Source organism: Candidatus Pelagibacter sp. HIMB1505, from assembly GCF_052047915.1.
GTDB lineage: Bacteria > Pseudomonadota > Alphaproteobacteria > Pelagibacterales > Pelagibacteraceae > Pelagibacter > Pelagibacter communis_A.
This window is the reverse complement of the sequence record NZ_JBNAIR010000001.1, coordinates 919,201-943,734: the sequence shown is the minus strand read 5'-3', so window position 1 is coordinate 943,734 and position 24,534 is coordinate 919,201. Positions and strand designations below refer to the sequence as shown.

General features: G+C 28.5%; 21 protein-coding genes and 3 tRNA genes. 5 read left to right on the top strand and 19 right to left on the bottom strand.

Annotated elements, in window-relative coordinates:
* Window positions 1-54: 54 nt before the first annotated feature.
* The 3 genes from ACTTAU_RS04930 to ACTTAU_RS04920 are packed head-to-tail and all read right to left on the bottom strand — an operon-like array spanning window position 55 to window position 5,602.
* Complete coding sequence (locus ACTTAU_RS04930; RefSeq protein WP_438305030.1) at window positions 55-1,260, bottom strand: sugar phosphate nucleotidyltransferase; 1,206 nt, start codon at window positions 1,258-1,260, stop codon at window positions 55-57.
* Window positions 1,260-2,978, bottom strand: coding sequence for a dihydroxy-acid dehydratase (ilvD, locus tag ACTTAU_RS04925; RefSeq protein ID WP_438305033.1), 1,719 nt, complete (start codon window positions 2,976-2,978; stop codon window positions 1,260-1,262). Before ilvD ends, ACTTAU_RS04930 begins: the two co-directional genes overlap by 1 nt.
* Window positions 2,978-5,602, bottom strand: a complete 2,625-nt coding sequence (locus ACTTAU_RS04920) for a valine--tRNA ligase (protein WP_438305036.1) — start codon at window positions 5,600-5,602, stop codon at window positions 2,978-2,980. Before ACTTAU_RS04920 ends, ilvD begins: the two co-directional genes overlap by 1 nt.
* A gap of 121 nt (window positions 5,603-5,723) precedes the next feature.
* Between ACTTAU_RS04920 and ACTTAU_RS04915 the strand changes: the two genes are divergently transcribed.
* A tRNA-Cys gene (locus tag ACTTAU_RS04915) sits at window positions 5,724-5,797 on the top strand.
* A gap of 50 nt (window positions 5,798-5,847) precedes the next feature.
* Window positions 5,848-5,923, top strand: a tRNA-Asn gene (locus ACTTAU_RS04910).
* 8 nt (window positions 5,924-5,931) lie between these two features.
* Here ACTTAU_RS04910 and ACTTAU_RS04905 read toward each other — a convergent pair.
* The 10 genes from ACTTAU_RS04905 to ACTTAU_RS04860 all read right to left on the bottom strand — a co-directional run bounded on the left by ACTTAU_RS04905 (window position 5,932) and on the right by ACTTAU_RS04860 (window position 17,060).
* Window positions 5,932-6,303: a helix-turn-helix domain-containing protein gene (locus ACTTAU_RS04905; protein WP_438305038.1), complete on the bottom strand. Its 372-nt coding sequence runs from the start codon at window positions 6,301-6,303 to the stop codon at window positions 5,932-5,934.
* Between the two features lie 149 nt (window positions 6,304-6,452).
* Window positions 6,453-7,187: an amino acid ABC transporter ATP-binding protein gene (locus ACTTAU_RS04900; RefSeq protein WP_438305039.1), complete on the bottom strand. Its 735-nt coding sequence runs from the start codon at window positions 7,185-7,187 to the stop codon at window positions 6,453-6,455.
* 4 nt (window positions 7,188-7,191) lie between these two features.
* Window positions 7,192-8,634 (bottom strand): amino acid ABC transporter permease, encoded by a 1,443-nt coding sequence (locus ACTTAU_RS04895; protein WP_438305041.1) that lies wholly within the window; start codon window positions 8,632-8,634, stop codon window positions 7,192-7,194.
* Between the two features lie 2 nt (window positions 8,635-8,636).
* Window positions 8,637-9,743 (bottom strand): amino acid ABC transporter permease, encoded by a 1,107-nt coding sequence (locus tag ACTTAU_RS04890; protein WP_438306250.1) that lies wholly within the window; start codon window positions 9,741-9,743, stop codon window positions 8,637-8,639.
* 107 nt (window positions 9,744-9,850) lie between these two features.
* Complete coding sequence (locus ACTTAU_RS04885; RefSeq protein WP_438305042.1) at window positions 9,851-10,891, bottom strand: amino acid ABC transporter substrate-binding protein; 1,041 nt, start codon at window positions 10,889-10,891, stop codon at window positions 9,851-9,853.
* Window positions 10,892-11,016: 125 nt separating this feature from the next.
* Window positions 11,017-11,093, bottom strand: a tRNA-Arg gene (locus tag ACTTAU_RS04880).
* A gap of 29 nt (window positions 11,094-11,122) precedes the next feature.
* A complete protein-coding gene (locus tag ACTTAU_RS04875) occupies window positions 11,123-12,529 on the bottom strand; it encodes a TrkH family potassium uptake protein (protein ID WP_438305045.1) in 1,407 nt (468 codons plus the stop codon).
* Between the two features lie 9 nt (window positions 12,530-12,538).
* A complete protein-coding gene (gene trkA / locus ACTTAU_RS04870; protein WP_438305047.1) occupies window positions 12,539-13,924 on the bottom strand; it encodes a Trk system potassium transporter TrkA in 1,386 nt (461 codons plus the stop codon).
* Window positions 13,925-15,280, bottom strand: a complete 1,356-nt coding sequence (locus tag ACTTAU_RS04865) for a sigma-54-dependent transcriptional regulator (protein WP_438305049.1) — start codon at window positions 15,278-15,280, stop codon at window positions 13,925-13,927. It lies immediately after the preceding gene.
* The gene (locus ACTTAU_RS04860) at window positions 15,270-17,060 is read right to left on the bottom strand and encodes an ATP-binding protein (protein WP_438305051.1); all 1,791 of its coding nucleotides are present in this window, start codon (window positions 17,058-17,060) and stop codon (window positions 15,270-15,272) included. The genes ACTTAU_RS04865 and ACTTAU_RS04860 overlap by 11 nt, the downstream gene beginning before the upstream one ends.
* Window positions 17,061-17,103: 43 nt before the next feature.
* On the opposite strand from ACTTAU_RS04860, the gene ispF reads away from it, so the two are divergent.
* Genes ispF through ACTTAU_RS04845 form a run of 3 tightly spaced genes read left to right on the top strand, consistent with a single transcriptional unit; the run spans window position 17,104 to window position 19,164 of the window.
* Window positions 17,104-18,210 (top strand): 2-C-methyl-D-erythritol 2,4-cyclodiphosphate synthase, encoded by a 1,107-nt coding sequence (ispF, locus tag ACTTAU_RS04855; RefSeq protein ID WP_438305052.1) that lies wholly within the window; start codon window positions 17,104-17,106, stop codon window positions 18,208-18,210.
* The gene (locus ACTTAU_RS04850) at window positions 18,203-18,706 is read left to right on the top strand and encodes a phosphatidylglycerophosphatase A family protein (RefSeq protein ID WP_438305054.1); all 504 of its coding nucleotides are present in this window, start codon (window positions 18,203-18,205) and stop codon (window positions 18,704-18,706) included. The genes ispF and ACTTAU_RS04850 overlap by 8 nt, the downstream gene beginning before the upstream one ends.
* Window positions 18,673-19,164 (top strand): CinA family protein, encoded by a 492-nt coding sequence (locus ACTTAU_RS04845; RefSeq protein WP_438306252.1) that lies wholly within the window; start codon window positions 18,673-18,675, stop codon window positions 19,162-19,164. Before ACTTAU_RS04850 ends, ACTTAU_RS04845 begins: the two co-directional genes overlap by 34 nt.
* On the opposite strand, the gene ACTTAU_RS04840 is transcribed toward ACTTAU_RS04845, so the two are convergent.
* The 6 genes from ACTTAU_RS04840 to ACTTAU_RS04815 are packed head-to-tail and all read right to left on the bottom strand — an operon-like array spanning window position 19,161 to window position 24,508.
* A complete protein-coding gene (locus ACTTAU_RS04840; protein WP_438305056.1) occupies window positions 19,161-19,598 on the bottom strand; it encodes a type II toxin-antitoxin system RatA family toxin in 438 nt (145 codons plus the stop codon). The genes ACTTAU_RS04845 and ACTTAU_RS04840 overlap by 4 nt on opposite strands.
* A complete protein-coding gene (lipA, locus tag ACTTAU_RS04835) occupies window positions 19,598-20,518 on the bottom strand; it encodes a lipoyl synthase (protein WP_438305058.1) in 921 nt (306 codons plus the stop codon). The genes ACTTAU_RS04840 and lipA overlap by 1 nt, the downstream gene beginning before the upstream one ends.
* Before the next feature lie 2 nt (window positions 20,519-20,520).
* Complete coding sequence (locus ACTTAU_RS04830; protein WP_085114215.1) at window positions 20,521-20,814, bottom strand: septum formation initiator family protein; 294 nt, start codon at window positions 20,812-20,814, stop codon at window positions 20,521-20,523.
* Window positions 20,814-22,070: a phosphopyruvate hydratase gene (eno, locus tag ACTTAU_RS04825; RefSeq protein ID WP_438305062.1), complete on the bottom strand. Its 1,257-nt coding sequence runs from the start codon at window positions 22,068-22,070 to the stop codon at window positions 20,814-20,816. The genes ACTTAU_RS04830 and eno overlap by 1 nt, the downstream gene beginning before the upstream one ends.
* Window positions 22,071-22,895: a 3-deoxy-8-phosphooctulonate synthase gene (kdsA, locus tag ACTTAU_RS04820; RefSeq protein WP_438305063.1), complete on the bottom strand. Its 825-nt coding sequence runs from the start codon at window positions 22,893-22,895 to the stop codon at window positions 22,071-22,073.
* Complete coding sequence (locus ACTTAU_RS04815; protein WP_438305066.1) at window positions 22,892-24,508, bottom strand: CTP synthase; 1,617 nt, start codon at window positions 24,506-24,508, stop codon at window positions 22,892-22,894. Before ACTTAU_RS04815 ends, kdsA begins: the two co-directional genes overlap by 4 nt.
* Between the last annotated feature and the right edge of the window lie 26 nt (window positions 24,509-24,534).

Genomic DNA, 24,534 nt, shown 5'->3' with positions numbered 1-24,534 from the left:
TAGATATTATTTATGTTTGCTTTTCAAATCTTTTATTAAGTTATATTAAAATTTCTATTTTACACGCCCATAAACATCTTGATATCTGACTATATCTGTTTCTTTTAGAATAGATCCAACTTGGGCTTCGATTATCTTAACTGGTTTTTTTCCAGGATTTTGAATTCTATGGATTGCTTCTAATGGAATAAAAATATGTTCATTTGGTTTTTTTATAAAAATATCTTTATTAAGAGTAATTTTTGGATTTCCATTGGTGACTAACCAATGTTCAGCTCTATGATGATGTTTTTGTAAACTTAGAATTCCTTTGGGTTTTACATACAACTCTTTTATTAAGAACTCTTTTCCTTCAAATAAATTTGTATATCTACCCCATGGTCGGTAATAAACATTTTTTTTCTTAATATATCTATTTTTATTTTTGTCATACATTTTTAGGATTTCTTTCCAACTTCCAAGATCTGACCAAGGAATATCTAATTTAATTGCATTAATATGTTTTGTCTTTTCTAATATTGCGTAATCAAATGATTTAGCAGTAGCTTTTATAAATGAAGTTTTATTTAAATAATAAGTATTAGATTTATATTTAGCTTTATTTGCAGCTTTAACGCAGTTTATATAAATTGTTGGTTGGTGTTTTTTAAAGTTATTGATAATTGAGTCTTTTCTTAGAAAAAACATCCCTGAATTCCAATAACCTTTTTGCTTAATTACTTGTTTTGCTCTTGCTTCATTTGGTTTTTCAATAAATCTTGTTACTTTATTTATATTATCTTTTATTTTCTTTGTTATGAAATAGCCATATTCACTAGATGGCGAGGTTGGTTTAATTCCAAAAATGAATATATTTTGATCAGTTAAATTAGTTTTATTTTGATTAATAGCTTTATTAAAAACATTAGTTTTTTCAATTAAATGATCAGCTGAAAAAAACATTAATGGTTGTTCCATTGGAATATCTTTAATTAATGCAGTACTTAATATAGCAGGTGCTGTGTTTCTTTTTGCTGGTTCTAAAACAATTTTATACTTTGAAATTTTAGCTTTTCTTAAATGTTGCTTTACTTGATTTAAATATTTTGAATTAGTACTTATAATTGGTGCATCAAATATAGAAGCTTTAACTCTCTCTAAAGTTTTGCCAAGTAAAGTCCAATTACCAAAATCAATAAATTGTTTTGCTTGATGATTTTTTGAATTAGGCCAAAGTCGGGTTCCAGCACCACCACATAAAATAACTGGTCTTATTTTCATTAAATCTTAGAATATTCTCTAACTTCCTTTTTCTTTCCAGGATGTGTTGGTGCACCTAAATAAGCAGGACCAACTGTTTGAGCATATTTCCAAATTGTTCCAGATCCAAAATTAGATTTTTTTGCTTTCCATCTTCTTTTTCTCTTAGCTAGTTCTGCTTTGGATAATCTGACATTTATCGTTCCTTTGTTAGCATCAATATCAATGATATCACCATTTCGTATAAGACCTAAAGGGCCTCCTAAAGCAGCCTCAGGACCAACGTGACCCACGCAAAAGCCTCTAGTTGCACCAGAAAACCTACCATCAGTTATAAGAGCAACCTTCTCACCTTTTCCTTGTCCGTAAATAGCACCAGTTGTTGATAGCATTTCTCTCATACCAGGGCCACCTACTGGTCCTTCATATCTAATAATTATTACATCACCATCATTATATTTTTTACTTTGAACGGCTTTCATTGCACTTTCTTCATTGTCAAAACATCTTGCTTTTCCAGTAAACTGTAACTTTTTTAGACCAGCAACTTTAACTATTGCGCCTTCTGGAGCTAAATTTCCCTTTAAACCTACAACACCACCTGTTGGTGATAAAGGATCTTTATAAGATCTCATAACTTTTTGTTTTGGATTAAATTTAATTTTTTTCAAATTTTCTTTCATGGTTTTGCCTGTAACTGTCATACAATCTCCATGAATGTATCCACCTTCGTATAAAGTTTTTAGTAACATAGGAACACCACCTGCTAACCACATATCTTTTGCAACATATTTTCCACCAGGTTTTAAATCAGCAAGATACGGTGTTCTTTTAAATATTTTAGCAACATCCATTAAATCAAACTTAATACCTGCTTCATTTGCAATAGCTGGTAAATGTAAACCTGCATTGGTTGAGCCACCAGTTGCTGCAACGATGGTCGCTGCATTTTCTAGAGCTTTTCTTGTAACTATATCCCTTGGTTTAATTCCTTTTGCTAAAAGATTCATGACAGTTTTACCACTTTCTTTTGCGTACTTATCTCTTTCTTCATATGGCGCAGGTGTACCAGCGGAGTAAGGTAATGCTAAACCAATAGCTTCAGATACACATGCCATTGTATTTGCAGTAAACTGACCTCCACAAGCACCAGCGCTAGGACATGCTACTAGTTCTAATTTTCTTAATTCTTTTGATGACATTTGACCTGATGAATGTTTTCCAACAGCCTCAAATACATCAACAACAGTTACATCTTTTCCTTTATATTTTCCTGGAAGAATTGATCCACCATAAATAAAAACACTTGGAACATTTAAACGAACCATAGCCATCATCAAAGCGGGTAAAGATTTATCACAACCAGCAATACCAACTAGCGCATCGTAACAATGACCTCTAACAGTTAATTCAGCTGAGTCCGCTATTACTTCACGTGAGATCAAAGAAGATTTCATTCCTTCATGACCCATAGCAATTCCATCGGTAACTGTAATTGTACAAAATTCTCTAGGTGTTCCACCATTAGCTCTAACACCTTTTTTAACTGATTGAGCTTGTCTCATTAATGCAATATTACAAGGAGCTGCTTCATTCCAAGTTGATACAACCCCTATAAAAGGTTTTGATACATCCTTTTCAGTTTCACCCATTGCATAATAAAAAGATCTGTGAGGAGCTCTATCAGCTCCTAATGATGTATGTCTGCTTGGAAGTTTCTTTTTATTAAATTTTGGCATTATATCCCCTCTATTGTTAATGAGATTTTCTTAATATCATTTTCTAAGTTATTATAATTAGTTTTTTCTTGTTCAACAATCTCTTTTGGTGCTCGATCAATAAAACTTTTGTTAGATAATCTTTTAGAAATACTGTTTAACTCATTTTGATATTTTTCTTGTTTTTTAAGTAAATTTGATTTGATCAAATCAAGGTCAACATTTTCATCAAAATAAATCTTATAAATTTCACCTGATATTACCATTGAGGCTGCAGATTTATCTAAATCCTCATCATGAAAACTATTTATTCTTCCAAGTTTCTTTAAGACAGTACCGTTCTCTTTAATAAATTTTTGACTATTTTTATTTAAATTCTTAATCGATATATCCGTAAAGGAACCAGGACTTACATTAAGTTCATTTTTAAATGATCTTAAATCAGAAATAATATCAATAATTTTCTGTACATCTTTTGAAGATTGGTCTTTTTTAGCTTTATCATTAGGCCAATTTGAATACATCAAATAGTCTTTATTTGAATTATCAAACTTATTATTCAGCCATATTTCCTCTGTCACAAATGGTATAAATGGATGAAGAATTTTTAATAATTGTTTAAAAATATATACAGCAGTGGCTCTAACTTCTTTTTTTGCACTATCATCGTCTGAATATAAAATTGTTTTTGATAATTCTAAATACCAATCACAATAAGAATTCCACGCAAATCTGTAGGCATGTTTTGCCGCTTCATCAAAACGATAATCTTTTATATTTTGTTCAATGATATTTTTAACCTCGATCAATTCATTATATATCCACTTATTAATATTTAATGTTAAATTTGGCTTATCATTTGATCTAAAATCACATTCATTAGTTATTAAAAAATTGTTAGCGTTCCACAACTTGTTTAAAAAATTTCTATAACCTTTAACTCTATCTTCAGATAGTTTAACATCAGTTCCTGGCGATGCCATTGAAAGCAAGGTAAATCTTAATGCATCCGCACTATATTTTTTAATTAAATCTAGTGGATCAATTACATTACCTTTAGATTTTGACATCTTCTGTCCCTTCTCGTCTCTTACTAGTGCGTGAACATAAATATCTTTAAATGGTTCTTTGTTTAAAAACTCCATTCCAAACATCATCATTCTTGCAACCCAAAAAAAGATAATGTCAAAACCAGTTACAAGGACAGTTGTTGGGTAAAATTTTTCAAGATATTCAGTTTTTTCTGGCCAACCTAATGTTGCAAAAGGCCATAAACCTGATGAAAACCAAGTATCCAAAACATCTTGATCTCTTATTAATTCAACATCTTTATTATAAAAATCTTTAGCATCTTTTTTTGCTTCTTCTTCATTGTTTGCAACAAAAATTTTACCATCTGGAGCGTACCATGCAGGGATTTGATGGCCCCACCATAATTGCCTTGAAATACACCAAGGCTCAATATTATTCATCCATTGAAAATAAGTCTTTGACCAATTTTCAGGAAAAAAATTTGTTTTTTTATTATTAACTATTTCTTTTGCTTTAACTGCTAATTTTTCTGCATCAACAAACCATTGATCAGTTAAAAATGGTTCTATAACTGAATTAGATCTATCACCATATGGAACTTTATTTCTTATATCTTCATCCTTAACAAAAAAATCTTTTTCTTTTAATTCTTTTAAAAGTTTTTTACGTGCATCAAATCTATCTAAACCAATATAATCTTTAGGTGCATTTTCATTAACCTTTCCATCTTGTGTAAAAATATTAATTACTTCTAAATTATTTCTAACTCCAACTTCATAATCATTAAAATCATGAGCAGGAGTTATTTTTAATGCCCCTGTTCCTTGCTCAGGATCAGCGTAATCATCTTCAATAATTTTGATTTTTCTATCAACAATAGGGATGGTTACTGTTTTTCCAACAAATGATTTAAAACGTTCATCACTTGGATTTACAGCAATAGCAGTATCTCCAAACATGGTTTCAGGTCTTGTTGTTGCAATAGTTATAAAATCAGAAGTTCCATCTATTGGATAACGAATATAATAAATCTTTGAATTAACTTCTCGTTGATCAACTTCCAAATCAGAAATAGCTGTTTTTAAAACAGTGTCCCAATTAACTAATTTTTTTGCTTTATAAATTAATTTTTTTTTATGTAGTTCAACAAATACTTTTATTACTGATTTTGAGAGATTTTCATCCATTGTAAAGGCATTACGAGACCAATCACATGAACAACCTAATTTTTTCAGTTGATTAATGATGATATCACCATATTGATTTTTCCATTCCCAGACTTTTTCAATGAATTTCTCTCTACCAAGATCATTTTTACTAACTTCTTCTTTTTCTAATTTTCTCTCAACAAGAGCTTGTGTTGCTATACCAGCATGATCAGTTCCTGGTTGCCAGAGTGTTTCGTAATTATTCATTCGATAATATCGAACTAAAAAATCTTGAATTGAATTATTTAAAGCATGCCCCATATGTAGGGATCCTGTTACATTAGGTGGTGGAATTACTACTGAATATTTTTTTGAATTAGATCTTGGTTTAAATAATTCATTTTTTTCCCAATAAGAATAAATCTTATCTTCAACATCTAAATGAATGTATTTATGGCTACTCATGGGTGTATTTAGTTTATAATTTAATAATCTAAATTAACAATAATCAAATTGGATAGTTATTTAATAGACTAATTAAAAATATTTTATATAAAACTGCTTGTAGCTATTTACTAAAACTTAGGGCAACGTGGCGGAATGGTTACGCAGAGGATTGCAAATCCTTGTATCCCGGTTCGATTCCGGGCGTTGCCTCCAAAAAAAATCTTGTTTTAGTTATAAAAAAAAGTAAGTTCTGTTTTTTATATTCCTCGGTAGCTCAGTTGGTAGAGCAGTTGACTGTTAATCAATTGGTCGCAGGTTCGAGTCCTGCCCGGGGAGCCAAAAAACTTTTATCCAACTTTTGAAATTGTATTAGTTGTTAGCTGCAAAGACTTATTAAATTTTAATTTTTGATCTGCGTTTAGTTCAGAATATAATTTTACAAGAAAATTATAATTTACATTCATATGACCTTCTTGTGATTTTTCTAAGTTTATTAAATATTCTGAAAAATCTTCAAAAAAATAATTAATTGGAACTTTTAAATAATTAGACAATTGTAATAATCTAATTGAACTAACTCCGTTAGTGCCTTTTTCATATTTTTGAATTTGTTGAAATGTTACGTTGATTGCTTTAGCGACTTTAGTTTGAGTTAATCCTAAAGCTAGTCTTCTTAGCTTAAGTTTATTACCCAAGTGCTTATTAAAATTATCTTCCATTAAGACCCCTCTTAATTTGTTAAGTACTTATTCAACTACTTTCACAACAAACTTCAACTTTTAAATTTTTTTTTTTTTTTAAAAAAGTGGGAATTTAAAAATACCGTCAAGTGTTTTTTAAGATTAAATAATTAATAAATAGGTTTAAATTATAGAATTTGGCTAAGAAACAATTTCGTTCTGTCACTTTTAGGATTAGCAAAAAACTCTTTGGTATCAGCTTTTTCTACAATCATTCCTTCGTCCATAAAGATCATTTTATCAGCTACTTCTTTAGCAAATCCCATTTCATGAGTTACAACGATCATAGTCATACCTTGTTTTGCTAAATTTACCATCACATCTAGCACTTCTTTGATCATTTCAGGATCTAATGCGGATGTAGGTTCATCGAATAACATTATCTTAGGCTTCATACATAAAGCTCTCGCTATTGCGACCCTTTGTTGCTGACCACCCGATAGTTGACCGGGATATTTTTGTGCTTGATCTAAGATTTGTACTTTTTCAAGGTGTTCTAAAGCTAATTCTTCTGCCTCTTTTTTTGGTAATTTTTTAACCCAAATAGGAGCTAAGGTACAATTGTCCAGAATAGATAAATGTGGAAATAAGTTAAATTGTTGAAATACCATCCCAACTTCTGCTCTAATTTGCTCAATATTTTTAGTATCTTCAGTTAATGTTGTACCATCAACGATAATATCACCTTCTTGATGTTCTTCTAATCTATTAATGCATCTAATTAATGTAGATTTACCAGATCCTGATGGACCACAGACAACTATCTTTTCTTTTGCTTTAACTTCAAGATTGATATCTTTTAGAACTTGAAACTCACCAAACCATTTGTTCATGTTGTTTATTTGGATAATGCTGTCTGACATAAATCTATCGATCTGTTTTATATTTTTGTTCTAAATTATAGCTATATTTACTCATTGCATAACAAATAATCCAGAAAATTATTGCAGCAAAAACGTATCCCTCCATTGCAAAACCTAACCATTCAGGGTTAGTTTTTGCAAGATTTAACATTCCAACTATTTCAAGTAATCCTACAACAAAAATTAATGGTGTATCCTTAACTAATGCTAAAAAGGTATTTGCGATACCAGGTATAACTAATTTTAAAGCTTGAGGTAAAATTACAAATATATGCATTTTCCAATAACCCATCCCAAGAGATTTAGCAGCTTCATATTGGCCTCTAGGTAAAGCCTGCAAGCCTCCTCTTATAACCTCTGCAACATAGGCAGCTTCGAACAACGAAATTGCAATAATTGCTCTTACCAATTTATCTATAAAGAGATCCTCAGGCAAAAACATTGGAAACATCACTGCAGACATAAAGAGAACCGTAATTAAAGGAACGCCTCTCCAAAATTCAATAAATCCGACTGAAATATATCGAATAAGTGGAAATCCAGATCTTCTACCAAGTGCAAAAGCCATTCCAATTGGAAAACAAAATATTAAACAAAAGAACGATATAATAAATGTTAGAGACAAACCACCCCAAGCGCCTGTTTCAACCCAGTTTAATCCATCTAATTTACCAAGTTCAATTAATTCCTCATAAAAAATAAAATATTTAAGTAAGATATAAATTGTAATTGGAACTAATAAAAAATAATAAAACCTAAATTTACTTGGAATAAAAAAACCAATTATTATTGAAATAATTGCTGCAATTATTCCATATGAAAAATCAAAAAATACAGGGCCCCCTGAAATAAAAAAGAAAATAAATAAAAAAGCTATAAAAGGATAAATCACAACATAATAGAGTGTGAGATATTTCTTATATTTTTCTGTTGCAAAGTAACCAACGGATCCAAGAAGAGCCAATGAAATAAAAGATAAATTAATTCTCCATTGTTCAGCATTCGGATACATGCCATACATAAATCTGTTGAACCAGACTTTTATATAAGTCCAACAAGCACCAGATCCAGAACAAACATCCTTACTATCACCGGCAAAATTTGCATCAATTACAAACCAACTTAATAAAGGTGGCAAAGATTTAATAATTATAAATATTATTAATAATGATAAAACTGCATTAAAATTATTTGTATTAATATTTTTATTTAAACTATCTAGAAATTTATAACCACTTTGTTCAATACGGATAAAAAATAAACCTATAAAGCCTATTAATATGGGTAAAATAAAACTTATTTTGTTAGGTAAAAAACCAGTAATATTTATTTGAAAAAATGAATTTAGAAATACATCGATAATACTTAAAAAAAACAGAAATGAACCTGTATATAGAAAAGTATTTAAATTAGAAATATCAGGTTTTAAAAAATTTATTTTTGTCATTCTTATTTTTCCTGAATTGCAATTTTTTTATTATACCAATTCATAAACAAAGATATTGAAATACTTAAAGTTAGATAAGTAAACATCGTCATAAATACTATCTCAATTGCTTTACCAGTTTGCATTAGTGCTGTTCCTGCAAAAACTAAAACAAGATCTGGATATGCTATTGCAGCTGCAAGTGATGAATTTTTTGTTAAATTCAAATACTGATTAGTTGTTGGTGGAATAATTATTCTTAACGCTTGAGGCATAACCACAAGTTTTAAAACTTGATTTGGAGTTAATCCAATTGATGCTGCAGCCTCTTTTTGACCTTTACCTACACCTTGTATTCCAGCCCTTACACACTCAGCAATAAATGTTGCAGTATATAAGGCTAAAGCTAATGTTAATGCAATTAACTCTGGAGGTAAATTTATTCCTCCTTCAAACTTAAATGATGTTTGAGCCAACTGAATTAATTTTGGTGTTTCTAAAGTTGCACTTACACCACCAATTAAAAAACTTAACAAAGGTAAAATTATAATTAAACCGATAGAAATCATAAACACAGGGATTTGTTTTCCTTGAGTTTCTTGAACTTTTTTTGCGTGAACTTTAATTATAATTATTGAAATAATTGCAGCAATAACTGAATAAAAAAATATATTAAAATTTTCCCAAATAAAAGTTGGCACATAAAGACCTTTAATGGTCATATACATATTACCAAACATAGGTTCAGCATTTTGGGGTAATGGTAAAGCTCTTAAAGCTGCAAAATACCAAAAGAAGATTTGAAGTAATAAAGGAATGTTTCTAAAAAATTCTACATAAAAAGCTGCAAACTTATTAATTAGATAATTTGGAGACAATCTTGCAACTCCAATTATTACGCCCAAAATAGTTGCTAAAATAATACCTATAACAGAAACAAGTAATGTATTGAGTAGTCCTACTAAATAAGCTCTAAAATAAGAGTGTGATCCATCGTAATCAATTAGTGAAAATTGAACATCAAATGATGCAGCTTGAGATAAAAAACCAAAACCAAAATCAATACCTCTATTTTCCATATTAACAGAAGCATTATTTGCAAAAAAACCAAAAACTAAAACTACAGCCATGACTGTAATCAACTGAGGTATTATATCTTTTAATTTAAAGTTCACAGTAGATGTATAAAAAAAAGGGCCAGAATAATCCAGCCCTTTTTAATTAATTATAAGTGCAATTATCTTGCAGGTGGTACGTATAAAATTCCACCCTTAGTCCATAATTGGTTTGGACCTCTGTCAGGTAAAATTCCAGTGTCAGCTATGTTTCTCTTATAACTTTCACCGTAATTTCCAACTTGCTTAATAATTCTTAAGCTCCACTCATTGTCTAGACCAAATGCAGCACCTAATTCACCTTCAGCACCAACTAATCTTTTAATTTGTGGGTTATCTGAAGTTTTCATCATGTCAGCATTAGCAGATGTAATTCCATACTCTTCTGCTTCGATCATAGTGTTTAGTGACCATCTTACGATATCTTCCCAAACAGCATCACCTTGTCTAACAACTGGACCTAATGGCTCTTTTGAAATTGTTTCTGGTAATACAATGTGTTCATCAGGGTTACTCATTTTTGTTCTTTGAGCAGCTAATCCTGATTTATCAGTTGTATATGTATCACATCTACCTGCATCGTATGCAGCAACAACTTCGTCAGCTTTTTCAAATGCAACTGGCTCATAAGAAATTCCTCTTGAATTGAAGAAGTCTCTCATGTTTAGCTCAGTTGTTGTACCAATGTTTGTACAAGCTGAGATACCATTTTTGAATTGGCTTGTTGAAGTGATACCAGAACTTTTTCTAACCATGAAACCTTGACCATCATAGAAGTTTACTCCTACGAAAGTAAGTCCAATATCAGCGTCTCTTGAAAGAGTCCAAGTTGTGTTTCTTGATAAGATATCAATCTCACCAGATGTTAAAGCTGTAAATCTTTCTTTAGCACTTAGTGGTGTAAACTTAACTTTGTTTGCATCACCTAGAACTGCAGCAGCTACTGCTCTACATACATCAACGTCAACACCAGTCCAATTTCCAGCAGCGTCAGCATTTGAAAATCCTGGAAGACCTTGAGATACTCCACATCTAACAAAACCCTTCTTTTGAGTGTTTTTTAGTGTCTTAGATTTTTTAGCAGCCATTGTTTCTGTTGTAAAAGTAAGCAACACAGCAAACACAGCAACTAAAGAAGTTAATTGTTTTAAGTATTTAAACATTTTTCTTCCTCTACGTTATAGTTTTATTTGTTAACAAATAATTCAAAAGTTAATTTGAATATTCAAAATTAAACCATCATGAGAAAAATAAGCAAGTTATAAAAATGACCTATAAATATAGAAAATGGCGCGCCCTGGAGGATTCGAACCTCCGACCCTCGGTTTAGAAAACCGATGCTCTATCCAGCTGAGCTAAGGGCGCAGAATTTGTATTACATATACAACATTTATTTAATCTTTAAATAAAAAATTCTTAATTATTATTAGAATTGTTAATAATTCAATTCTACCAATAATCATAAATAAGATTAAACAGTTTTTCGAAAAAATATTTAGATTATTAAAATCAAAATCGGATAAACCGTAAGCTGAAGAATTAACTGTGTTCATAATTGTGAGGATAGAGAGTTTAAAAGCACTCTCAAATTCTAATAAGGATAAACTTAATAGTATAGTTAAAGAAAATAGAGAAATTACAAAGACAATAATAGTCAAAAAATATTTATTAATTTCAGAAAAATCAAAGTTTATTTTTGTAAAAATTAACTTATTCATGAAAATATTCTTTGGCCTACTAAAAGATAAAATTTGATTAATGGAATATTTAAATAAAGAATAGACTTTGATTAATCTTAATCCTGAACTGGTTGAAAAAAAAGATCCACCTATAATTACTAAAATCAAATATATAAAATTAAAATTAGATTGATCAAAATTTAAAGAAAAACCAATATTAGACATACTACTTGAAATTGATAATAAGATTTTAGAAAAATCATTCTGATAGGAGAAAAAAATAAAAAAAATTGAAACTATAATTAAATAATAAAATATTAAATGAACATCTTCATAGAAAAAATTTATATTTTTTTTTCTTATAAATAATAAATTGTAGGTAAAAAAAATACTGAAATATGAAAACAACAATAACAAAGAGAAAATTATAATTTGAGTATCATTTTTCAAAATATCAGAGAGATTGTTTGTTGGTAAGAAACCACCCGAAGAGATTATTGTAAAAGCTAAATTTAATGAATTAAAATATCTTACTGATAAAAAGTTTAAAACTATAAAGATGAATAGTGTTAAGCTTGAATAAAGCAAAAAAATTTTAAATGACTGTTTTAAAACTTCTGAGCTACTAAAGGATAAATAATTTGTAAGAGATTTCTTAAAATTCTCATCATATATATCAATTAGATAAATTATAGAGAATAGAAAATATAAACCTCCTACCCACTGTATTGTTGATCTCCAAAGAATTAAGCTTTGATCTATATATTTTATATTTTCAAATATAGTAAAGCCTGTTGATGTAAATCCTGAAACAGACTCAAAGTAAGCATTTAAAAATGTCAAATCGTATATACTAAAATAAAATGGTAAACATAAAATGATGGGTAATATTAAATAACCAGAAAAAACTGTTAAGATTTTATCAAAAATTGTTACTTTTAATTTAATTTTTTCAAAATAATAAAAAGTTACTCCAATAATAATAGAAGAGATAAAACTTATGTAATAAGTATTTAAGTTTAGATACAGATTAAGCTGATAAGAAAAGGCAACATTCAAAAGTGAGAGTATTGATATTAGTCCAAAAAAAAAACTTAAATATCTAATTCTTATACCGGACATGAAAATTGATTAACTCAATCTGAAAATATTCTCAACTACTGGAATAGTGTCATTTTTTGCAATGAAAACAACATTATCATTTTTCTTAAAAATAAAATCAGATTTTGGGATGATGACTTTTTTATCTCTTAAAACTGCTCCAATTCTAATGTCGTCTGGTAAATTAGAATTTTTGATTTCTTTATTAATTAGTTCAGAAGTTTCTATTATCTCAGCTTCAATAACTTCATATTCACCATTAGATATAGAATAGGCATTTTCTATAGTTCCTTTATGAATATGTTTTAAAATACTTGATACCGTATTCATTCTTGGATCAATTATATCATCAATTTTTAATGAAGATTGCAAAAGAGAATAATTAGGCTTGTTTATTAAAGCCATAGTTCTTTTGTCATCGACATCTTTTTGATCTTTTGCAAATTTTTCAACTAGAACACTTACCATAAGATTGTCTTCATCATCATTTGTAAGAGCCAGAACAGTCTCTGCTTCACCTAAATTGGCCTCTTCTAAGGTCTCCTCATCTAGTCCACTACCATTGATTATTATTGTATTATTTAAATTGTTAGCAAGATATTCAGCTCTTTCTTTGCTTTTTTCTACAATTTTTACTCTTACAGATTCTGAACTTTCTTCTAAATTTTTAGCTAAATTGAATCCAATATTTCCTCCACCAATGATTAATAATTTTTTTGAAATTTTTTCTTCATGTCCAAATGCATTAAGTGTTTCAGCCATTTGCGTAGAATTAATAACGACATAAATCTTATCATCAAACTCAATTTGATCAGTTTTTTTTGGAATAAATGTTTTATCTTTCCTTATTATAGCGACTATATTTGCATCTAATTGAGGAAATTCTTTTGTTAATTGATTTAGCATATGACCAATAAGTTTGCAATTATCCTTAATCAAAATCTCAAGTAACCTAATATTATTTTCTGAAAACGGAACGCTATCTAACGCACCGGGCGCTTCTAATTTTCTTTGTATCGATTTTGCAATTTCAATTTCAGGAGAAATAATTACATCAATTGGTAAATTTTCCTTATTATAAACCCTTGTAAATTTAGGATTTAAATAATCTTGAGATCTAATTCTTGCAATTTTTTTTTGAATATTAAAGATAGAATAAGCAATTTGACAAATTAACATGTTAATTTCATCATTTCTTGTTACAGCGATTATCATATCAGCTTCTGATGCATTGGCTTTTTCTAAAATTGATGGGTATGTCCCTTTACCAACAATGGCTTTAACATCTAAGCTATCATTAATTTTTTGAATATCTTCACTAGATTGATCAATTACAGTTATAGAATGTCCTTGTTCACTCAATAACTTTGCAATAGTAAAACCTACTCTACCGGCACCACAGATTATAATGTTCATTTAATTGAATTCTTTTATTCCTAGTCCTTTAAGCTTCCTGTGAAGTGCACTTCTTTCCATACCAACAAAGTTTGCTGTTTTTGAAATATTTCCATTAAATTTTTTTAATTGTACTGTTAAATACTCTTTTTCAAACTTTTCTCTAGCCTCTTTTAGTGGCACAGAAAGGCTATTTTCTGTAATTTTTTCTTCAAAATTTTCACTTTTTAAAGATTCCTTAATAATATTAGATATTTTATCTTTACTTTCAGGTTGCAAAATAGCAATTCTCTCTATCAAGTTTCTTAATTCTCTTACATTACCTTTCCAATTATGGTTTAGAATATAGCTATCATTTTCATCTATATCTAAAATCTTAATATTATAATTATTTGAAATTTTTTCTGAAAAATATTTTATCAGCAAAGGAATGTCTGAAATTCTATTATTTAACGGTTCTACGTGAATTTCAAACACGCTTATCCTATGATATAAATCCTCTCTAAAATTTCCTAATTGAATTTCATTTTTTAAATCTTTATTTGAAGAACAAATAAGTCTTACATCAACTTTAATATCATTAGAACCATTAATTCTTTTGAACTTTTGGTCAATTAAAACCCTTAAGATTTTAGACTGAATATCTAAAGGTATCTCTGAAATATGATCAATTAAAAGAGTTCCATTATTTGCTTTTTCAAGTGCACCATATGAAATAGATCCGTCTTGTTTTTCTTCTCCAAATAATTCTGACTCATATTTATCATTATCAAGTAAAGCACCATTCAAAATTATAAATGGTTTATTATTTCTTTTTGATTTTTTATGAATTTTTCTTGCAATAAGTTCTTTTCCAGATCCTGACGGGCCTGTAATAAATATTCTGCTCTCTGTGACAGAAATCTTATTAATTTGATCTCTAATTGATGAAATATTTTTACTATTCCCAATTAAATCATATGAATGAAAAAGTTTATTTTCAAACTCTTTGTTTTGATTTTTTAAACTTAAATTTTCAACTGCACGTGATATAAAATTCAATAGTCGTGCTTGATCAAATGGTTTTTCTATAAATTCAAAAGCTCCATGTTTAAGAGATTTTATAGCCATTTCTATATTTGCATGGCCAGAAATCATGATAACAGGGACGTCTGAATTTTTAGACTTAATATGAGTCAAAAGTTCAATACCATCATTGTCACCCTTATCGAGTTTAACGTCTAGTATTGCAACATCAGGTAATTTTTTATCTATTTCGCTCAATGCTTGGCTGTAGTTCGCAGCTAAACGGGTTTTATATCCGGCGTCCAAAATCAGTTCTTTTAGGATATTTCTAATATCCGAATTATCATCAACTATCAATATTTCAGCTATCATTTAAAAAAAAATTAATTTTAATTTCAGCTCCTTCTTCAATTGGGATAAATTCAATTTTACCATTATGATCATTTATAATTTTATTAACAATTGATAGTCCTAATCCAGTGCCATTTTTTTTAGTCGTAAAGTATGGATTTAAAATATCTTTAATATTTGCTGCAAAAATTCCAAATCCAATACCGTTATCTATTATTATTATATTAATATTGTTATCTAGCTTATTAATTTCAATAGTAATTTTTCCTTCATATTTAGACTTATTTTCATGTTTTTGTTGAATACTCTCAATAGCATTTTTAATCAAATTGAAGAATACTCTGCTTAACTGTTCTTTGTCACTATTAAGAATAATTTTTTCTGAATTAGAATTTAATTGTATTAAAATCTTATCATCAAGTTTTTTTAATAATCTAATATTTTCATTTAATAAAGAAATTAAATCATTATTTTTTAATACAGGTTTTGGCATTCTTGCAAAGTCTGAAAATTCATTAACCAAGTTACCAATTTGTTTAATCTGGTTTTTAATTATATTAAGGTTTTCGTTATAATTCTTTTTATCACTACTTGAAATTTGTTCCGAATATTTGCTTTGAAGTCTATCGATGGTTAATTGAATTGGAGTAAGAGGATTTTTTATCTCATGTGCAAGTTTTCTTGCAAGATTACCCCAAGCTTCATGCCTTTCATTTATAATCAATTTTTCTTGCTGATCTTTTAATTTACTAATCATTGAATTAAAATTTCTATTCAATGTCTCTAAATCTTTATCAGTTTTTAATTCTGGCACTTTTGCAGTAAGATCACCATCTCCAATTGAGTTTGAAGCAAATATCAAATTATTAATTGATCTAAAAAACCTTGATGAAAAACGTATTGCAATTGTTATAGAAATAAACATCAACAATGTCACAACTATAAGATAGATAATTGCAAAAGAAATTTTAATGCCAGAACTTTTTTCTTCTACAGTGTAATAGAAATTGATTGCTTCTTGTGATTCATTTAAATAATTAGAAATTTTTGTATCTAAATATTTAATTACATAAAGAAATCTATCATCAAATGCTTGAAGTCTCATGATTGCAGCAGAAATATTTTCTTGAGCATTTATAATTTTAAGAGGTCTATCATCTTCTATCACTAGTTCTAAAGCACCTTTAACAGGTGGAGAATATTTAGTTATCTCATCTAAATTTGTAAAAAGTAATTTTTTATCTATATCAATGATATGTATTTCATCTATTTTTCTTATAATTTTTTGAGTTTTTAAAAATCTTGAATATTCATTTACATTATCATTAAGAAATTTTGCACTTTTGTTAATATCAAAAGCAATTAATACAATTTCGGATTTAACTTTATCTTGAACTTCAGCAACATAATTTTTAGCAAGTTCATATGAGTTATTGACTACGGTCGTAACTTTCTTATCAAAATACTTTTCAAGTGCGAATGAGAATAAAAAAAGTGAAAAGATTGAAATAAGAACTGATGGTATCAATGTAAATAAAGAAAAATAAGTAATATATTTCTTATTAGAACTAATCCCATCACGATCTATGTCAGATTTTATTGATTTTCTTATTTCAAAATAAACAAATATAAAAAGTAGGAAAATTAATATTAAATTTACTATTAGTAGATATTGAAGATTTGATTGATTAAGCTGAATGAAACTTTTATCTATAAATGTTAGAAAGGTAAAAAAACCAACAAAAAGAGTAATAATAAATAATCCAATGATTATGAGATTTTTTTTAAGGAACTCGATCATAATTATTTAACTATATACATGTTCGTATATATATTTTTCTAAAATGAACAACTTTTTTGTAATTTTAGCAGCTGGAAATGGGTCAAGGTTTAAGAAAAATCAAAAAAAACAGTATACAATTTACAAAAATTTTAAGCTATTTGAACATTCAATTTCTAAATCGATAAAAACAAAATTATTTAAAAAAATTATATTGGTCGTAGATGAACCTCAAAAAATTAAAAAATCATACTCAAAAAACTTAATAATCTTAAAAGGTGGAAATAAAAGATCTATCTCCTCTAATATAGCTCTTAAATATATTAAAAAATTTAAACCAAAAAATGTCTTAATTCATGATGCAGCAAGACCAGATTTTTCATTAAATTTAATAAAAAAAATAGTTAAGGAATTAAAAAAGAATGAAGCTGTTATTCCAGCAATCAAACCAACAGATTCAATTAAATATGATATAAAGAAAAATCTATTTAATTTAGATAGAAATAGAACCTATTTAACACAAACACCTCAAGGTTTTAATTATAAGACGTTATTTAAGTTAGCATTAGAAGAAAAAAATAACATAACCGATGAGGCAAGCTTATTTATTAACAATGAAAAAAAGATAAAATTTATTAAAGGTGAAAATAAAAATAAAAAGATTACATTTGCAGAAGACTTAACATCAACTAAAAATTATATTGGTCTAGGATTTGATATTCATAAGTTAGTCAAAAGAAAAAAATTATATCTAGGAGGTATTAAAATTCCTTTTGATTCAGGTCTGCAAGGTCATTCAGATGGGGATGTAATTTTACATGCAATTATCGATGCACTACTTGGTGCTTTAAGACAAAAAGATATTGGGACTTATTTTCCTAGCAATAAAAATAAATTTAAGAATATTAGATCGCCTAAAATGTTAAAACCAATTAAAGATAAACTAATAAAGCAAAACTTTTATATTAATAACATTGATATTAATCTAATTTGTGAAAAACCTAAGGTATCTCAGTTTAGAGATAAAATAATAAAATCTATTTCACGTCTTTTAGAAGTTGATGAAAATATAATAAATCTTAAAGGAAAAACTGTTGAAAAACTAGGTTTAATTGGAAAAGAAAAAGCTATTGCATGTGAGGTAATAGCATCAATTATTAAATATGATTAATACATTAAACACTTTATTTGTAACAATGTTCGGTCTTGGTAAAATAAAATTTATTCCAGGAACATTTGGGTCATTAGCAACAATAATTATTTTATATATATGCTTTCATATACTTGAAATTAACTCAGGTGTTATTTTTCTCGGATTAATTTTAATTTTTATTTATTCTTTTTCAGCTGTTACACGACATACAAAAAACAATGAAAATAAAGATCCTGGTGAAATAATTATTGATGAATTTATAGGTCAATCAATACCGATATATCTTTATGAAATTTCACATGCAAGTAATAAAGAGCCAGATCAAGCAATAATAATTTATTTTGTATGTTTTATTTTATTTAGGTACTTTGACATCATGAAACCCTTTCCAGTTAGTTACTTTGATCAGAAACATAAGAATAGTTTTGGAGTAATCATGGATGATGTTTGTGCAGGATTTTATGTTGTCCTGTCATTAATTTGTTTCATGATATTAAAAAGTTATATTTTATGATCGAAACTCTAGTAAAAAAATTAATCAAGAAAAAATTAAGGATTTCTCTAGCAGAGTCTTGTACAGGAGGAATGTTAGCTTCATCAATTACATCGATAAGTGGGGCATCCAAGGTATTCAATCTTGGTTTAGTAACGTACTCTAATGATGTAAAAATCAATATTTTAAAAGTAAATAAAAAAATAATTCAAAAATATGGTGCTGTAAGCGCTGAATGCTGTGAGGCTATGGTAAAATGTTTATCAAAAATTTCTAAAGCTCATATAAATGTATCAATCACAGGAATAGCCGGACCTAAAGGTGGATCTAAAACAAAGCCTGTAGGGCTAGTTTATATAGGAGTAAAAAAATCAAACAAATTACTCATAACTAAAAATTTATTTAAGAAAAAAACAAGAAGTGCTATCCAAAAATCAACAGTAAACAGAGCCTTAGAGCTGGTTAATTACTTAATCTAAATTGTTTCTGCTCTTTTTTGAAAAGCATCGACTATTTTGTTTAAGCCATATTCAAAAGATTTTTCCATTAACATGTTGAGAAATTTATTTTTAATTTCAAAGTCGACGTCAAAATAAACTTCAGTCATATTTTTTTTTTCAATAAACTTCCAATTATTTTGCAGGTGAGTTAATGGACCTTCAATATTGGTAACATTAATTGTATCGGTTTCTTTATCAAACCTTACATCACTTTTATAGGTATCGTTAAATGGACCTTTTCCAATTGTGAGATCTGCAATAATTAAAATTTTGTCCCCTTCTTCTTTTCTTTCATAAACTTTAGAACCCAAACAAAAAGGAATGAACTCAGGGTATTTTTCAATATCAAGTACAAACTCAATAAGTTTATCTTTTTTTTTATCTATTATTCTTTTAACTGATGCACTAGGCATTAATGACTGTTAATTCTATTTTCTTTCAATTTCGCGAAGTCTTCGTCCGCATGATAGGAAGATCTTGTTAAAGGAGATGATGATACTAATAAAAATCCTTTTGCTTTCGCAATGGTACCTAAATCATCAAATTCTTTAGGATCATAATATCTATCTAACGGATAGTGTTTTGTTGAGGGTTGCAAGTATTGACCGATTGTTAAAAAATCAACATCAGCAGCTCTTAGATCATCCATTACTTGTAAGATCTCGTCTCTAGTTTCACCAAGACCAACCATAATTCCAGATTTAGTAAAAATATTTTTATCATGAAGTTTTGCATTTTTTAAAAGTTCTAAAGAAGCAAAATATCTAGAACCTGGTCTAACTTTTAAATATAAACTTGGAACTGTTTCTATATTATGATTAAAAACATCAGGTTTTGCCTCTAAAACTTTTTTATAAGCATCACCTTTTCTTAAAAAGTCAGGTGTTAAAACCTCAATAGTTGTATTTGGGTTCGTTTTTCTAGTTTGATTAATTACTTCATAAAAATGATTAGATCCCCCATCTTCTAAATCATCACGATCAACAGATGTAATAACTACGTGCCTTAAATTTAATTTCTTGACTGCTTCTGCAATTTTAACAGGCTCTAATTGATCTAATTTTCCAGGAACACCCGTTTTGACATCACAAAAAGCACATGCTCTTGTACAAGTATCACCCATTATCATAAATGTTGCATGTCTTTTACTCCAACATTCAGTAATGTTTGGACAGTTAGCTTCCTGACAAACGGTTACAAGATTATTGTTATTAACAATTGTTTTAGTTAAAAAAAATTCCTTACTATTAGATAATTTAGATCTAATCCATTCAGGTTTTTTTTTTATAGGATTAATAGGTTTATTTTCTTTTTCAGGATGTCTAATTTTCATGATTAATTTCTTATTATATAGATTTTTTCACCTTCTTTACCAAACAAAAATCTTTCTCTAATTAATGTCTCTACATAATCAAGATCAAGATTGTCACTTAATAATGAGTTTTTAAAATCTAAATCTTCAATATCTTTAATTAAGCTAACTTCCTTTAATTGAAGATCTTTTAAAATTTCTTTTTTTTCTAAATATGAAACAAAACCTCTTTGACCAGACATAAAATTAAAAAAGAAATAGAAAATAAAAAAAGTAGAAATTAATAAAAAGTAATTTTTTTTTAAATTTTTAAGCATTAATGAATTTTATTCATTCTTGCTTTTTTTCCAAGTTCTTCTTCAATTCTCAATAATTGGTTATATTTAGCTACTCTTTCAGACCTTGCTAAAGATCCTGTTTTAATTTGATTAGAATTCGTACCAACTGCCAGATCAGCAATGAATGTATCTTCACTTTCTCCAGATCGATGCGAAATAATTGTTTTAAATCCAATAGTTTGAGCAAATTTTATAACATCTAAAGTTTCAGAAACTGTTCCAATTTGGTTAAGTTTTATTAAAATTGAATTTGAAGATAGATTTAGAAAACCTTTTTTCAATCTCTCTAAATTTGTTACGTATAAATCATCACCCACAATTTGAACTTTGTTGGTTGCTTTCATTAACTTATTCCATGCTAACCAATCATTTTCTGCAAATGGATCTTCAATAGATTTAATTTTATACTTGTTAATCATTTTTTTATATTCAGAAATTGATTTATCAACTGAGATATATTTCTTTGTATGGATAGAATATTTTCCTTTTTTAAATAACTCATTAGCTGCAACATCTAAACAAATTGAAACATCTTTTCCGTTTCTAAAGCCTGATTTTTTAATTGCTAAAATAATTAAATCTAATGCTTGATTGTTGCTATCAATCATTGGTGCAAAACCACCCTCGTCTCCTACAGATGAAGATAAACCTTTTGCTTTAATTAATTGACTTAAGTTTTTAATTACTAAATAACAAATTCTCATTGCCTCTGAAAAAGATTTTGCCTTATCAGGTCTAATCATAAACTCTTGAATTCTAAGACCGTTATTGGCATGTGCTCCGCCATTAATAATATTCATCAACGGGTACGGAAGTTGAAAATTTTTTGTTACATAAAAAGATTTATAAAGTGGAATTTTTTTAACTTTTGCTGATAACTTTTTTGCTGCCATCGAAACTGCCAAAATAGCATTAGCACCTAATTTTGTTTTTTGTCTTGTGCCATCTAAATTAATTAAAACTTCATCAATTCGCTCTTGATCATGTAAATTTTTATTTCTTAAAGCTTTTGATATTTTAGTGTTAACTAAATTCACTGCTGAAAATACACTTTTACCTAGATATCTTTTGTTATTGGTGTCTCTTTTTTCATAAGCCTCATAAGTTCCAGTTGAGGCTCCTGAAGGACATATTGCTTTTGCACTTTTGTTTTTAACATAAACTTCTGCTTCAACAGTTGGATTTCCTCTACTGTCAAAAACCTGTCTTGCTTTTACTTTAAGAATTTTACTCACTTAATTTTTAATAAGATTATCTATATCGCTTAATTGTTTTAGAAGATCCTCTAACTTGTCAATTGGAACCATGTTTGGCCCATCAGATGGAGCATTATCTGGATCTTGATGGGTTTCAATAAAAACGCCTGCAACACCAACAGCTACTGCTGCTCTTGCTAAATACTCAACAAACTCTCTTTGACCTCCACTCTTCTCACCTTGACCACCTGGTTGTTGAACAGAATGAGTTGCATCAAAAATTACTGGATAACCATTTTTAGCCATTATGGGCAATGACCTCATGTCAGATACTAAAGTATTATAACCAAAACTGGCTCCTCTCTCGGTTACTAGTATTTTATCATTTCCTGAGTCTGAAATTTTCTTTGTTACATTCACCATATCCCAGGGTGCTAAGAACTGACCTTTTTTAACATTAATAATTCTATTCGTTTTAGCAGCAGCAATTAACAGGTCTGTTTGTCGACATAAAAAAGCTGGGATCTGCAAAACATCAACGTGTTTTGAAATAATTTCACATTGTTCAGCATTATGAATGTCTGTTAAAATTGGAACATTTAATTCTTTTTTAATTTTATCAAATACAGGTAATGATGCATCTAGTCCTGCTCCTCTTTTACCTTTTAAACTAGTTCTATTCGCTTTATCAAATGAAGTTTTGTAAATAAATCCAAGATCAAATTTTGATGTAATTTCCTTTATTTTACCAGCCATATCCATGGCATGTTGCTCAGTTTCTAACTGACAAGGACCTGCAATAATACAAATCTTATTGTTGTTTGAAATTTCTATATTTTTACAATTTACTTTAATCGTGCTCATCTATGATTTTTTGCTGCTTTGATAAAAGAAGAGAATAAAGGATGTGGGCTCAAAGGTCTAGATTTAAATTCAGGATGAAACTGTACACCAATAAACCATGGGTGGTTTTTAAGTTCTATTATCTCTGGAAGTTTATTATCTGGGGATAAGCCTGAAAATATTAATCCTTTCTTCTCAAATATTTCCTTATATGAAATATCCACCTCGTACCTATGTCTATGTCGTTCTTTGATTAATCTAGATTTATAAATATTTCTAATTTTAGATTTATTTTTTAAGATCGCATCATAAGAACCTAGTCTCATAGTGCCTCCTAGATCTTTATCTGTTCCCTTAACTTTTCTGCCACTTTTCTCCCATTCATGCATCAAGCCAATTATATGCACACCTCCCTTATCAAACTCAGAAGAAGTTGCTTTTTTAATTTTCAATTGATTTCTTGCAAACTCTATAATTGCCATTTGCATTCCATAACAAATACCAAGGAATGGAATTTTATTTATTCTTGCATATCTAATAGCTTCAATTTTACCCTCTGTTCCTCTTTTACCAAATCCACCTGGGATTAAAATCCCCGAAACATTTTTAAGTTTATTCTTTATTTCTGAAATTTTTAATTTTTCGGAATCTATTCTAACTAAATTAACTTTAAGATTGTTGGATATACCTCCATGAGTAAGTGCTTCATCTAAAGATTTATAAGCATCTTTTAATTCAACGTATTTTCCAATAATTGCAATATTAACATGTCTCTTTGTATTAAGGGTAATTTTGGTAATTTTTTTCCAAGGTGAAAGGTTATTTGATTTTTTCGATTTTATTTTGAAATAATCTAAAACTTGGATATCTAGTTTTTCTTTTGCAAAACTAATCGGTGCTTCATATATTGTTTTTACATCAACAGTTTCAATTACATTTTTAATATCAACATTACAAAACAAAGATATTTTTTTTCTATGTTCTAAAGGTATAGGTCTTTCTGACCGACAAATAATTATATCAGGCTGAATACCAATACTTCTCAATTCTTTAACAGAGTGTTGTGTTGGTTTAGTTTTAATTTCATCTGATGCTTTTAAATAAGGAACTAAAGTTAAATGAATGAATAAAGCATTTTTTTTATCAATATCATTTGAAAATTGTCTGATAGCTTCTACAAAAGGAAGGCTTTCTATATCTCCTACTATTCCCCCTATTTCACAAATCACAAAATCTTCTTTATAAGAATCGTGTTTGATAAATTCTTTAATTCTATTTGTAATGTGAGGAATGACTTGAACTGTTTTTCCTAAGTATTCACCTTTTCTTTCTTTTCTTAGAACATCACTGTAAATTTTTCCTGTTGTAATATTATCTGTTTTCTTCGCAGTGACGCCTGAAAACCTTTCATAATGACCTAAATCTAAGTCTGTTTCTGCCCCATCATCGGTTACAAACACTTCACCATGTTGAAATGGACTCATTGTTCCCGGATCAACATTTAAATAAGGATCTAGTTTTCTTAAACGAACTTTATAACCTCTTGATTGCAATAAATAAGCAAGGGATGCAGATGAGAGACCTTTACCAAGGGAAGAAACCACGCCGCCAGTGACAAAGATATATCGCGCCATGGAAGAACCTTATAGCGATAAAAGTT